Source organism: Winogradskyella eckloniae, from assembly GCF_013249045.1.
Classification (GTDB): domain Bacteria; phylum Bacteroidota; class Bacteroidia; order Flavobacteriales; family Flavobacteriaceae; genus Winogradskyella; species Winogradskyella eckloniae.
Genome location: NZ_JABRWP010000003.1, coordinates 269,122 through 282,980, shown reverse-complemented (window position 1 = coordinate 282,980; position 13,859 = coordinate 269,122). Strand labels below are relative to the sequence as shown.

Genomic DNA, 13,859 nt, shown 5'->3' with positions numbered 1-13,859 from the left:
GACAACGTAATCGTGCAACGAGATTTATTCTACACGTTTTAAGCCGTCTAAATCTTCAACCTTAATTTGCTTTCCTGTGGTAGATATTAATCCACTTTTCTTAAATTGAGATAGAATTCTAATTGCAGATTCTGTAGCTGTACCAACAAGGTTACCATAGTCTTCTCTAGAAAGGACCACTTTTAAAAATCCATTAGAATCTTTTTCGAAAGTTTTATCGAGATATATTAAAACTTCGGCCAATCTCTGCTTAACAGAGTTCTGCGCCATATCTACAATGATATTGTCTGCTAATTTCAATTCTTTAGCCATATCCTGAAGCATATCTAAAGAAAACTTAGCGTTTTTTGTTAGGTCGTTCATTACCTCATTTTTAGGTATAAAACACACTTCCATATCATTTAGTGCAATGGCTGTAAGATTAGATTTCTCATCAGTTACTAATGAGCGTTGCCCAATTAAGTCTCCTTTAACTACAAGTTTTACAATTTGGTCTTTACCATTTGCACTCAATTTAGACAATTTACAAACACCATCTTTAACACAATAAACACCATTAATACTTTCTCCTTCTCTAAAGATAACTTCGCCTTTATTAACAAACCGTGATGTTTTGCAACCAGAAATGCGAATTAAGTCTTCTTTATCTAAAGCTCTAAGAGAGTTGAACTGTCTAATAATACATTGGTCGCACTTGCTCATAATAAAAATGGTTGATTTCAAAGTTAGTCAAAACATGACAAATATCATAGTTTAAAATCAGTTCTATTGTGACTTTTGTTGCAGGTATAATTGAGCAAAAATAAATATGAAAAACAACACGTGTTTTCATTGTGGTGATGACTGTGGGAATCATCCTATAACATTTCAAGAAAAATCATTCTGCTGTAATGGCTGTAAAACTGTTTTTGAGATTTTTAACGCGAACGACTTAACATGTTATTACGATTTACAGAATTCGCCTGGTGCCATCCCAAAAGAAATTGATGGCAAATACGATTTTCTAACGCAAGACAATATTATTGAAAAACTAACGGAATTTAGAAGCGATTCTATAGAAATTACTACGCTTTACATTCCGCATATTCACTGTAGTTCTTGTATTTGGATACTTGAAAATTTAAATAAACTCAATCCTAATATATCAGACTCTCAAGTTAATTTTGGAAAAAAGACAGTACGTGTTACATATAATTCCGAAACGACCAATTTAAAATCCGTAGTCTTATTATTGAGTTCTATTGGTTATGAACCTTATATTAGTTTAGACGATTTTAACTCTAGTAAAAAGCAAATTAACAGAACGTTAATATACAAACTTGGTGTTGCCGCTTTTGGCTTTGGAAATATTATGTTCTTATCGTTTCCTGAGTATTTTGAAGTCAATGAATTTTGGCTAGAACAATACAAACCCTTATTCCGTTGGTTAATGTTTGCCTTGTCATTACCTATAGTATTTTATGCTGCTCAAGATTATTACATTTCAGCTTTTAAAGGCCTTAGAGCAAAGCTTCTTAATATTGATGTACCGATTGCTTTAGGCGTTTCCGTACTGTTTATTCGAAGTACTATAGAAATCATGTTCGATTTGGGTTCAGGATTTTTTGATAGTCTCGCAGGTTTGGTTTTCTTTCTTTTGGTTGGTAAATTCTTTCAACAAAAAACATACGAGTTTCTCTCATTTGAGCGCGATTATAAGTCTTACTTCCCTATTGCAATCACTAAGATAGATAATGACGGAAACGAAAATTCTATTCAAGTTTACGACATAGAAAAAGGCGACCGAATTCTTATTAGAAATGAAGAATTAATTCCTGTAGATGGTATATTAATCAATGGAAATGCTAAAATAGATTACAGTTTTGTGACTGGCGAATCGCAAGCGGTTTCTAAACAGTCTGGTGACAAACTCTTTGCTGGTGGTAAACAAACCAAAGGCGTAATAGAAATGGAAGCACTAAAGTCTGTAGAGCAAAGTTACCTCACACAATTATGGAGTAATGATGTTTTTAATAAAAATAAAGCAGATGGTTTTACCTCTATTACAAATACAATTAGTAGGCATTTTACAATTACATTATTAAGTATTGCGGTCATTGCCACTATTTTTTGGCTAATCACTGATGCCAGCAAAGCCATGAATGTTTTTACCGCAGTATTAATAATAGCATGCCCTTGCGCAATTGCTCTTTCTGCACCATTTACGTTTGGCAACCTTCTTAGAATCTTTGGGAAACAAAAATTTTATGTAAAAAACGCTAGTGTTATTGAGCAACTTGCCCAAATTAACACGGTAATTTTTGATAAAACAGGAACCATAACCTCCAATAAAGAAAGTAAAGCTGAATATGATGGCGATATGTTATCTGATTCTGAAAACGTAGTGCTTAAAAATTCACTAAGAGGTTCTAATCATCCATTGAGCAGAACATTATATAAGGTTTTAAAAGAAAATAATATCGTAACACTTGATGCTTTTGAAGAACACATTGGCAAAGGTATTGAAGCGAAACACAACGCTGTAAACATGAAAATTGGTTCGGCTAGCTTTGTTGGTAATCCTAATGATACAGCGCTATTAAACACTACAGTTCATGTTAGTAGTAACAACGTTTATAAAGGAAAATTTACGTTTTATAACAGTTATAGAAAGGGCGTTTCAAAATTATTTAATCAACTAAAGCAACAGTTTGATTTGGTCATTCTATCTGGCGATAACGAAGGCGAACGTGAGAATTTAAAAAAATTACTGCCAGCCAAAACCAAACTCATTTTTAATCAAAAACCAGAAGATAAACTCGATTTTATCAAATACCATCAATCCGAAGGTGCTAAAGTATTAATGGTAGGAGATGGTCTTAATGATGCAGGTGCTTTAGCCCAAAGTGATGTTGGCATTGCTATTTCTGAAGATGTGAATGTGTTTTCGCCAGCTTGTGATGCCATTTTAGATGCCACCAAATTCGAGGAATTATACGCGTACATAACCGCTTCAAAATCGGCCATAAAAATTATTAAATGGAGCTTTGTTCTGTCATTTATTTATAACGTCATAGGCTTATATTTTGCAGTAACAGGACAATTAGAACCTGTCGTTGCCGCCATTCTTATGCCATTAAGCTCCATTAGTATCGTTGTTTTTACAACTGTTGCTACCAATTTTTTAGGTAGAAAATTAAAATAATAAATGCAACATGATAAATGTCATGTTTTACCAACGCGTTGAAACGTAATTTTGAACCATAACTTCAGTAGGTATGAGTGTTATTTATATTTTATTAACTGTTAGCGTCATTGTTGGCGTCACTTTCTTTGTCATTTTTATAATGGCAGTTAGATCTGGTCAATATGACGATGACTACACACCTTCTGTACGCATGCTCTTTGAAGACGAACTTGTAAAAGAACACAACAACACATCAAAACAAACAAAAACCGACTAATTTTTTTAATATGGAAATGCAACAATTCTATTACGATAACAAAATCGTTAAAAAATTCCTCTATGCAACAATTCTTTGGGGAGTTGTAGGTATGCTCGTAGGTCTTATTTTGGCTTTTATGTTCTTATTCCCAAACATGACCGATGGAATATCATGGTTAAGTTTTGGGCGTTTAAGACCATTACACACCAACGCAGTCATCTTTGCCTTTGTTGGTAATGCCATTTTTGCAGGCGTTTATTATTCATTACAACGTTTATTAAAAGCGAGAATGTTTAGTGATGCTTTAAGCAATATCAATTTTTGGGCATGGCAACTTATCATTGTTGGAGCCGCGATTACTTTACCTTTAGGTTATACAACATCAAAAGAATATGCCGAATTAGAATGGCCTTTTGATATCGCCATCGCTGTCGTTTGGGTTGTTTTTGGTATCAATATGATTGCGACGATTTTAAAACGTCGTCAACGTCACTTATATGTTGCCATTTGGTTTTACTTAGCCACCTTTGTAACTGTAGCTGTACTTCATATTTTTAATAGTTTAGAACTCCCTGTAAGTTTATCTGGCATGAAAAGTTATTCTGTTTACGCAGGTGTACAAGATGCATTGGTTCAGTGGTGGTACGGACATAATGCAGTTGCGTTTTTCTTAACGACACCATTTTTAGGGTTAATGTACTATTTTGTTCCTAAAGCGGCTAATAGACCTGTGTATTCTTATAGATTATCTATTGTTCACTTTTGGTCATTGATCTTTATCTATATTTGGGCAGGACCACACCACTTATTATACACAGCATTACCAGAATGGGCTCAGCACTTAGGCGTTGCCTTCTCGGTAATGTTATTAATGCCTTCTTGGGGTGGAATGATTAACGGATTGCTGACCTTACGTGGAGCTTGGGATAAAGTACGTACAGATCCCGTTTTAAAATTTATGGTTGTAGCTATTACTGGTTACGGTATGGCCACGTTTGAAGGTCCGATGTTATCACTTAAAAACGTAAATGCCATTGCGCACTTTACGGATTGGATTATTGCACACGTTCACGTTGGTGCATTAGCTTGGAATGGTTTCTTAGCCTTTGGTATGATTTATTACCTCATCCCAAAATTATTTAAAACAAAACTATACTCTATAGGATTGGCTAATGTTCATTTTTGGATTGGCACTTTAGGAATTATGTTATACGCATTACCAATGTATGTTGCAGGTTTTGCTCAAGCAAGTATGTGGAAACAATTTAATCCAGATGGCACATTAGTTTATGGTAACTTTTTAGAAACTGTAACCGAAATTATGCCAATGTATTGGATGCGTGCTATTGGCGGAACGCTATACATTACTGGTATGCTCATTTTAGTTTATAATGTGATTATGACGATTGCAAAATCTGAGCACAAAGTAACCGATGAGTTAGCAGAAGCTCCAGCATTAAAACGTGTATCAAAAAAGCGCGTATCTGGAGAAGGATGGCACACCTGGTTAGAGCGTAAACCAATTCAATTAACCATATATGCAACCATTGCCATTTTAATTGGTGGTATCGTACAAATTGTACCAACGATTGTTGTAAAATCTAATATACCTACCATAACCAGTGTAAAACCTTATACACCATTAGAATTAGAAGGTAGAGACCTTTATATAAGAGAAGGTTGTGTAGGTTGCCACTCTCAGATGGTACGTCCATTTAGATCAGAAGTTGCACGTTATGGCGAATACTCTAAAGCAGGAGAATTTGTGTACGATCATCCATTCCTTTGGGGAAGTAAGCGTACTGGACCAGATTTGCATCGACTTGGAGGAAAATACTCAGACAACTGGCACTTTAATCATATGTACGATCCTCAGAGTACCTCAACAGGTTCAATAATGCCTTCCTACAAATGGTTAATCGTTGGTGAAGGTGCTAAACTCGATAAATCCATGACTGAAAAGAAAATGGAAACAATGGTAGCCTTAGGTGTACCATATACAGAAGAAGATATTGCAAACGCGCAATCAGCAATGCTAGAACAGGGCACACAAATTGAAAAAAACTTATATAGTAATCCAGATTTTGTAGCCTCTTATGAAGCTGATAAAGCAGCCGCAGGAGCAGATTTTGTAGAAATGCGAAATAGAGAGATTGTTGCCTTAATCGCTTATTTACAGCGCTTAGGCACAGATATAAAAGTAAAAGATATAATAGAAGAAAATTCTAAAAACTAAGCAGCATGTTAAAATTTGTAAAAAACCACATGGAAAGTATCACTGGCATAGAGATATACCCAATGATATCACTTCTTATATTCTTCGTCTTTTTTGTGGTGTTATTCTATTGGGTAATCACAGCTAAAAAAGATTATATAACAACCGTTAGTAACATACCATTAGACAACCAAAACCATACTGAGATATGAGACATTTAATCCCATCATACATTAGAGTACCTGTTATCTTTTTTGCCATAGCAGGACTCATAGAATACTTTGTAGATTCTGGAGACAAACCTGCTTTTATTGAGCAGCCTGTTATTCTACTCTTCTTAATATTGGTACTATTAGTATTAATTGCTATTGAAGGCATTGTGAGTTCTATGGATAATATTCTTTTTCAAAGTTTAGATGAAGACGCTAAAAAAAGATATGTCGCTTCCCGAACTAAAACACCTGAATTTACAAAACTAAAAGCCATTTATTTAAAATTACTTGGAAACCAAAAACCAATTGAAGAAGAAGGCGAAATTATACTAGACCATAATTATGATGGTATAAAAGAATTAGATAACAATTTACCACCTTGGTGGATTTACAGTTTCTATATTTCAATTGTCTTCGCTGTAATTTATATGGTCCGTTACCATGTCTTAAATGCAGATGACCAATTTGTTGAATATGAAATAGAATACGCAGAGGCAAATGCAGCTATAGAAGAATACAAAAAAACCGCAAAAGGACTAGTAGATTTTAATACGGTAGAACTTTTAACTGAAGCCTCAGACTTAAATGCAGGTAAGAAACTATTTGAATCTAACTGTGTGGCTTGTCATAAAGCAGATGGTGGCGGAAGTATTGGTCCCAACCTTACCGATAAGCATTGGATTTTAGGTGGTGGAATTAAAAATGTTTTTAAAACTGTTTCTGAAGGTGGACGAGATGGTAAAGGTATGATATCCTGGAAAAAAGAAGGCTTGAGTCCTTTAGAGATTGCGCAAGTAGCCAGTTATGTTTTACAGTTTCAAGGTACAACACCAGCAGAACCAAAAGCTCCTGAAGGCGAAATTTGGATTGATGACAATGCCGAAAGTACAGATTCAGAATCTTCAGAAAATAATGTCGAAGATTCAATTGAAAATAACGTAGAAACTGCTAAAACGGAAGTATCAAATAACTAATAATAGTTATTTAATAGAAAAATGGAAACGCCAGATAACGAAATATTTAGAGATTCAATTGGTACCATTGATGAGGAAGGGAAACGCAAATGGGTTTTCCCTAAGAAACCCTCTGGCCCACTTTATGAAAAGCGCAAACTCGTTAGCTATTTTTTATTAGCCTTTTTACTAGCTGCTCCTTTTATAAAAATCAATGGTAATCAGTTTCTATTATTTAATATTTTAGAACGACGTTTCAATATTTTTGGTTTTCCGTTTTGGCCACAAGATTTCTATCTTTTTGTAATCTCCATGTTAATTGGTGTTATTTTTATAACACTATTTACGGTAGGCTTTGGTCGTGTTTTTTGCGGATGGATTTGTCCTCAAACCATCTTTTTAGAAATGGTTTTTAGACGCATTGAATATTGGATTGATGGTGACCGTAATAAGCAAATGCGTTTAGCTCGACAACAATGGGATGCTGAAAAAATTAGAAAACGTATTTTAAAATGGTTTATCTTTTTAATTATTTCATTTGTCATTGCTAATGTATTTTTAGCCTATTTAATTGGAGGCGATAAACTCATAAAATATATAACTGAAGGCCCTTTACAACATACAAGCACACTCATTCCTTTACTCATATTTACGGCAGTATTCTATTTTATATTCGCTTGGTTTAGAGAGCAAGTTTGTATTATAGCTTGTCCTTATGGCCGTTTACAAGGTGTATTATTAGACAATAAATCTATCGTTGTGGCCTATGATCATAAGCGTGGTGAAGCCGAAAATGGCAGAAAAAAATTCAGAAAAAACGAAGATAGAGACGCCTTAGGACATGGCGATTGTATTGATTGTTCTCAATGTGTAAATGTTTGTCCAACAGGAATAGACATTAGAAACGGTACACAATTAGAATGTGTTAACTGTACCGCATGTATAGATGAATGCGACCATATTATGGAAAGCATTAATCTTCCAAAAGGGCTGATTCGATTTGCAAGCGAAGATGAAATTGAGAAAAAAGAGCCTTTTAAACTTACGGCTCGCATGAAGGGCTATATCGCTGTACTTACCATTTTAGTTGGTATTTTGGCTGGCATGCTCTTATTACGAAGTGATGTTGAAGCACGTATTTTACGTCTGCCAGGACAACTTTACGAACATAAAGACAATGGTATTATCAGTAATGTATACACGTTTAAACTGGTTAATAAAACGTCAGAAAACATAGATGATTTAGCCTTTAAACTCCGAGGTTGGGATGGAACTATTAATGTGGTCTCGACATCAGACACTTTTAAAGTAGATGCTCAAGGTATCGCAGAAGGCACATTATTTATAGAGCTGAAGCAGAGTGATCTCTCTGGAGACAAAAATGATGTTATGATTGATCTTTATAGTAATGGCGAATTAATTGAAACTACATCAGTAACCTTTTTGGGACCAAGAAGTTTTAATTAAAACACGAGGCAATTGCTTTTATAAAGAAGCTGATTAAAAAAATGAAAACCTGAAACAAATTCAGGATAACAAACAAAACAATGGAGGTTCCCAATTGGGAAGTAGAATTATGAAATTAAATTGGGGAACAGCAATCGTTATTGCATTTGCATGCTTTATTTCATTCATTATGTACTTTGTAATTAGCATGAGTACAGATAAAAAATATGACCATGATTTGGTGGTTGAAGACTATTATGGTCAAGAATTACAATTTCAAGATGATATTAATAAAGAACAGCACGCTAAAACTTTATCCACAAATGTGACGTGGAAAAAAACAAAAGAAGGCATTTTAATTTCATTTCCAAACAATTTAGAATATAAGGATATAAAAGGAAAAGTGTTCCTATATAGACCATCTAATAAGCAATTAGATTTTGAAACGCCAATTTCATTGTCTAACCATACTTTGCTCATACCTGACAATCGTTTGTTAGATGGTCGTTGGAACCTTAAAATAGATTGGAAATACAATGCTAATTCTTATTTATTTAAAAAAGACATCAATTATTAAATGTTAGTATCTGGACTCATATTAGGTTTATTGGGAAGTTTACACTGTGTTGGCATGTGTGGACCAATAGCCTTTATGCTACCAGTAGACCGTTCTAATTCATTTAAAAAAGTAAGTCAAATTGGTATTTATCATTTTGGGCGACTTTTAGCCTATAGTCTTATCGGATTAGTTTTTGGAATTTTAGGCAAAAGCTTTTACCTTTTTGGAGTGCAACAACAGCTCTCCATTGTTATTGGGCTTTTAATGATTGTTATTGTGCTTTTACCACATAAAACAATTAGCAAATACAACCTTTCTAAACCCTTATATAAACTCATTTCTAAGGTAAAATCATCTTTAGGTAAAGCCCTTAAAAAGAAAACAGCAGACACTTTTTTAACTATTGGTTTTCTCAACGGATTTTTACCATGTGGTTTGGTCTATATGGCTGTTTTTGGCGCAGTTGCTACAGGTAGTTTATTAGAAGGCAGTTTGTATATGGTTTTATTTGGCTTTGGTACTATTCCTTTAATGACCACAGCTATTTACTTGGGTAAATTTTTAAATTCCACCATAAAGCAACACATCCAAAAAGCGATTCCTGTTTTTGTCATTGGCATAGGTGTTTTATTTATTCTTCGCGGTTTAGGCTTAGGAATTCCTTACATCTCTCCTGCTCCAATAGTTGAAATGGCTTCAAGTGCAATGGAGTGTCATTAAATTCTAATGATTTCTTATATTAGTTGCTTTAACGCTAATCATCCTTAATGAGAAAAATTATAATTGCACTAATTTGCACAACAAGTTTTCTAATGTCTTCAGCTCAAAATACTAGTGTAGAAAAATCCATTTATGGCATACAAACTGGTTTATTAGGCGTTTGGGCACACAACGAATTAAAACTTACTAACGCCATTGCGCTACGAAGTGAAATAGGCTTTGATGCAGGTGCTTTTAGTGAAAGCTTTAATGAAGATACTGAATTTTTATTTGTTTTAATTCCTGCGTTGACTATTGAACCTAGATGGTATTATAATTTAAATAAGCGTGAATCTAAATCCTATAGAACTGACGGAAATAGTGGAAATTTTATCGCTATAAAAACAACCTATCATATAGATATGGTTATAGGATCTGTACCTAATCATCTCAACTTTATTAGTGATATTTCTATTGTTCCTACTTGGGGAATTAGAAGAAATTTAGGCCAACATTTTAACTACGAAGCTGGTTTAGGTATTGGATATGGCCATTTATTTGAAGAGGAAAATGTCTATGTAAAAAACACTAATTAGGTAGCTGCAAATATCCATTTAAGACTAGGTTACCGGTTTTAAAAAACGTAAAACTCTAATCCGTAATTAATGTAATTAAATCATCATATTATGAATACAACGGCAAAACATTTGAGGTCGACAAAAAGCACAATACGATCTTTATCCATTGTACATTTTGCATTGTGCACAGGTATTATCTTATTTGGTGCCATGGCTTATTTTAATACTGAAAAGGCAGTTCTCAATTTCTCAGAAACAGAAGATATTTTCTTTTATTTAGTCCCAGCTTTTGCTATAGTATTAACCATTATCAACCACTTTTTGTTTCAAAATAATTTAAAACGGGTTAAAGCAAAAACGACATTAAAAGATAAATTAACGCACTATTACACCATTAAAATAATTCAATTTGCGTTGATTGATGGACCAGCTATTTTTGGAATTGCGATATTTTTAATCACCTCTAATCAGTATTATATAATTATTTCAATGCTGCTTTTAGCGTATTTAATTCTCTTAAGACCTACCACCAATTCAATTAAAGACGACTTAAATCTCAATGCCAGTGAATCACGTGAATTTAGGGAAGCGATACAATAAAAAACGCCAAAAAAACTATTTTGACGTTTTTAAATCGATGTAATAAAACACTAACTAATATACCTACATCGATATGGCATTATATTTTAAAGGTCATCACTGGTAGTGTAGAGTGATTGGCAATATCTTCAGAAACACTGCCTTCAAAGAAATGAGCTAAACCTTTTCTACCATGTGTGGCAACGGCAATAACATCGGCACCTGTAACATTAGCAAAGTTTAAAATTCCTTTTTCTACGGAATAATCAGAAACAACCCTAACTGAGTCTATATGATCTAGATTACCTTCTGCTTTATTTAAGAATTCAGCAATTTTCTTATCAATCTCTGAAGAGCTTCTAAAGTTTCCATCTGGCGAATTAACATACACTAATTGCATTTTAGCATTGAGTTTTTCAAAAGTTTTTCTTGCGTTTTGATACGGCTTAATAGCATCTTCTGAGAAATCACTCGCAAAAACAACATTTTCAAAATCTAATAAAATAGGATTGTGTTTAACCACCAACACAGGTATCTCTGAATGACGTACTACTTTTTCTGTATTAGAGCCTATTAAGACTTCTTTTATACCACTTACACCATGCGATCCCATAACAATAAGATCTGCATTGTGTTCTTTTGCAACGTCATTAACTTCGCTCCAAACCTTAAAATGTTTAACAATAGGTGTAACATTAATGTCTTTTAAATAGGGTTTATTTAAAAAATCATCAAACTTTTGTTCAGCAAGTTTTAAATAAAACACGGCTTCTTGGCTTAGTGTATCACTAGACGAAGAAATAATAGCATTAGACAGTTCTAACATATGCAATACGATAAGTTCAGATTCAAACTTTTGAGCTAAATTAGCTGCAGCTTCTAGGGCAAATTCTGAATGTTCAGAAAAATCCACTGGTATAATAATTTTTTTCATAATCTATTTTTTATTTACTGATGACACGTTATTATTTACTATAATTTATTCTGAGTTATATGGTCATTGAAAACAACGCTGTTTCTGGTTTTTGTCGCTGTAGGCGCAAATCAAACGCCATACAAATATTTCTAATAAAGGGTTTTCCTTTTTCTGTAACAGTAACTTGATAATCTTCAAATTGTATTAACTCATCGTTTTCAAATTCCTTGAGTTTTACAAGGACGTCTGGCAATGCTTTAAACATCAATTTATCTTGATGCCATGACGTTTTAAAATTACACATCAGGTTAAGGATATGTGTTCTAATTATTAAGTCTTCCGGAACTAAGATATGACCCTTAAACACTGGTATGATATCGTTATTTACTAAGTGATAATATTCTTCTATTGATTTTACGTTTTGAGAAAACCCATACCAACTATCGCTAATTGAAGACACACCTAAGCCAATCATTGCTTGCGTTTTAGAGGCAGTGTAACCCATAAAATTACGATGTAAACTTTTTTGTTTCATAGCTTTATAAAGGGCATCATGCTGTAAGGCAAAATGATCCATACCTATTTCCTTATAGCCTATGTTTTCTAAACGTTGTTTACCCATCTCATACTGTTTTCGTTTTTCGGCAGCTGTTGGTAGATCTTTATTTTCAAAACCACGTTGTCCGTTACCTTTTATCCAAGGGACATGCGCATAACTATAAAAAGCCAATCGGTCTGGCATTAGACTTTTCGTTTTTTCTATGGTTTCTATCACGTCTAATTCGGTTTGAAATGGTAACCCAAAAATGATGTCGTGACCCACAGAAGTATAACCAATTTCACGGGCTAATTCGGTAACATTTTTTACGTTTTCAAAAGGTTGAATACGATGAATAGCCTTCTGCACTTTAAGATTATAATCTTGGACACCAAAACTCACACGTCTAAAACCTAAATTGAATAAAGTTTGCAAATGAGCTTTGGTTGTATTGTTAGGATGACCTTCAAAACTAAATTCATAATCTTCTGCCAACTCAGCCACTCTGAGCAATTCTGTAATTAAAAACTTAAGATGCTCTGGAGAAAAGAAAGTGGGTGTACCACCTCCAAGATGCAATTCTTTTATCTTAGGTTTTTCAGTTAATTCATTACAGTATAAATTCCATTCTTTTAATACCGCATTTATATAAGGTGATTCTACACTATGTTGCTTGGTAATTCTTTTATGACATCCACAAAACGTACATAAACTTTCGCAAAACGGTAAATGGATATAAAGGCTAATGCCTTCTGAGGCATTACTCTCTTTAAAGGATTGCTTCAATGATAATTTCCATTGTTTCAATGAAAAAGAATTTAAATCCCAATATGGAACCGTAGGATAACTCGTATATCGAGGTCCTGCAACATTATATTTATTAATTAACACTTGACTCATACCACTAAATCTTGAATTCAAAATTAATAGGATGGATTGGTTTAAAACATGATTTTTATCATGTTAAACAAAAATGAAATCCTAGTAACTTTATGGTTAATTACAATTATCTGCTTAACTTTACTAAAAAAATAATCACAATATGAAACGCATACAATTCTTATCATTTTTAGCCATTTTTACTTTAGTATTAACCGCTTGTAAAGAAGACAAAAAGCAGGCAGAACCAGAGACTGTAGAAAACACAGTGAAGTATGTTGTAAAGCCTGAAGCAACAACTTTAAAATGGACAGCCTATAAAACCACCGAAAAAGTACCAGTTGCTGGTGAATTTGCGACTTTAAATTTTGAAGAAAAAGTAGGATCAACACCTCAAGAAGCCTTAAATAATTTAGAATTTTCAATTCCTATTAGTAGTTTATTTACAAAAGATGACGCTAGAGACGAAAAACTGAAGGTATCTTTTTTTGGTGCTATGATGGATACAGAGATGCTAAAAGGAACAATCCGTTTTACTGAGGATAAACCGGTTGCGCAAATTTTAATGAATGGCGTCACAGCAGATTTACCATTAGACATTACTATCACAGATGAAAGACGTGTTAACCTAAAAGGGACAATGGACTTAAAAAATTGGAAGGCTTTAGATGCTCTAAACACCTTAAACAAGGTATGCTTTGATCTTCACAAAGGTGCCGATGGTGTAAGTAAAACATGGGAAGACGTAGCGATTGAAGTCAATACATACTTACGTGAAAATTAAACTACGTTAACATAAAATATTTGTACCTTTAACATCTTATAACTCATTAACTCTTAAGTTTAGAATAATTGCGGTG

At 33.6% G+C, this 13,859-nt stretch carries 14 protein-coding genes; 11 read left to right on the top strand and 3 right to left on the bottom strand.

Annotated features, from left to right (window positions below; all coding sequences use genetic code 11):
• Positions 1 to 24 precede the first annotated feature (24 nt).
• Complete coding sequence (locus tag HNV08_RS06585) at positions 25 to 702, bottom strand: Crp/Fnr family transcriptional regulator (RefSeq protein WP_173280381.1); 678 nt, start codon at positions 700 to 702, stop codon at positions 25 to 27.
• A 106-nt stretch (positions 703 to 808) separates the two neighbouring features.
• Between HNV08_RS06585 and HNV08_RS06580 the strand changes: the two genes are divergently transcribed.
• From HNV08_RS06580 to HNV08_RS06535, 10 genes are all read left to right on the top strand, one after another.
• Positions 809 to 3,184, top strand: a complete 2,376-nt coding sequence (locus tag HNV08_RS06580; protein WP_173280380.1) for a heavy metal translocating P-type ATPase — start codon at positions 809 to 811, stop codon at positions 3,182 to 3,184.
• 73 nt (positions 3,185 to 3,257) lie between these two features.
• A complete protein-coding gene (ccoS, locus tag HNV08_RS06575) occupies positions 3,258 to 3,443 on the top strand; it encodes a cbb3-type cytochrome oxidase assembly protein CcoS (RefSeq protein WP_173280379.1) in 186 nt (61 codons plus the stop codon).
• Positions 3,444 to 3,453: 10 nt separating this feature from the next.
• A complete protein-coding gene (gene ccoN / locus HNV08_RS06570; RefSeq protein ID WP_173280378.1) occupies positions 3,454 to 5,661 on the top strand; it encodes a cytochrome-c oxidase, cbb3-type subunit I in 2,208 nt (735 codons plus the stop codon).
• A 5-nt stretch (positions 5,662 to 5,666) separates the two neighbouring features.
• Positions 5,667 to 5,852, top strand: coding sequence for a CcoQ/FixQ family Cbb3-type cytochrome c oxidase assembly chaperone (locus HNV08_RS06565; RefSeq protein ID WP_173280377.1), 186 nt, complete (start codon positions 5,667 to 5,669; stop codon positions 5,850 to 5,852).
• On the top strand, positions 5,849 to 6,826 hold the full coding sequence (locus HNV08_RS06560) for a cbb3-type cytochrome c oxidase N-terminal domain-containing protein (protein WP_173280376.1): 978 nt from the start codon (positions 5,849 to 5,851) through the stop codon (positions 6,824 to 6,826). The genes HNV08_RS06565 and HNV08_RS06560 overlap by 4 nt, the downstream gene beginning before the upstream one ends.
• Positions 6,827 to 6,847: 21 nt before the next feature.
• Positions 6,848 to 8,272 (top strand): cytochrome c oxidase accessory protein CcoG, encoded by a 1,425-nt coding sequence (gene ccoG, locus HNV08_RS06555; protein WP_173280375.1) that lies wholly within the window; start codon positions 6,848 to 6,850, stop codon positions 8,270 to 8,272.
• 109 nt (positions 8,273 to 8,381) lie between these two features.
• Positions 8,382 to 8,828 carry a FixH family protein gene (locus HNV08_RS06550; protein WP_173280374.1) on the top strand — a complete coding sequence of 149 codons (447 nt, stop codon included), beginning with the start codon at positions 8,382 to 8,384 and terminating at the stop codon, positions 8,826 to 8,828.
• Positions 8,829 to 9,530, top strand: coding sequence for a sulfite exporter TauE/SafE family protein (locus tag HNV08_RS06545; RefSeq protein WP_173280373.1), 702 nt, complete (start codon positions 8,829 to 8,831; stop codon positions 9,528 to 9,530).
• A 47-nt stretch (positions 9,531 to 9,577) separates the two neighbouring features.
• Complete coding sequence (locus HNV08_RS06540; RefSeq protein WP_173280372.1) at positions 9,578 to 10,105, top strand: hypothetical protein; 528 nt, start codon at positions 9,578 to 9,580, stop codon at positions 10,103 to 10,105.
• A gap of 90 nt (positions 10,106 to 10,195) precedes the next feature.
• A complete protein-coding gene (locus HNV08_RS06535) occupies positions 10,196 to 10,687 on the top strand; it encodes a hypothetical protein (protein WP_173280371.1) in 492 nt (163 codons plus the stop codon).
• 79 nt (positions 10,688 to 10,766) lie between these two features.
• On the opposite strand, the gene HNV08_RS06530 is transcribed toward HNV08_RS06535, so the two are convergent.
• Positions 10,767 to 11,600: a universal stress protein gene (locus HNV08_RS06530; protein WP_173280370.1), complete on the bottom strand. Its 834-nt coding sequence runs from the start codon at positions 11,598 to 11,600 to the stop codon at positions 10,767 to 10,769.
• Between the two features lie 55 nt (positions 11,601 to 11,655).
• Positions 11,656 to 13,020: an oxygen-independent coproporphyrinogen III oxidase gene (gene hemN / locus HNV08_RS06525; RefSeq protein WP_173280369.1), complete on the bottom strand. Its 1,365-nt coding sequence runs from the start codon at positions 13,018 to 13,020 to the stop codon at positions 11,656 to 11,658.
• A gap of 142 nt (positions 13,021 to 13,162) precedes the next feature.
• Here hemN and HNV08_RS06520 point away from each other — a divergent pair, with 142 nt between their 5' ends.
• Positions 13,163 to 13,783, top strand: a complete 621-nt coding sequence (locus HNV08_RS06520) for a YceI family protein (RefSeq protein ID WP_173280368.1) — start codon at positions 13,163 to 13,165, stop codon at positions 13,781 to 13,783.
• Positions 13,784 to 13,859: the final 76 nt, after the last annotated feature.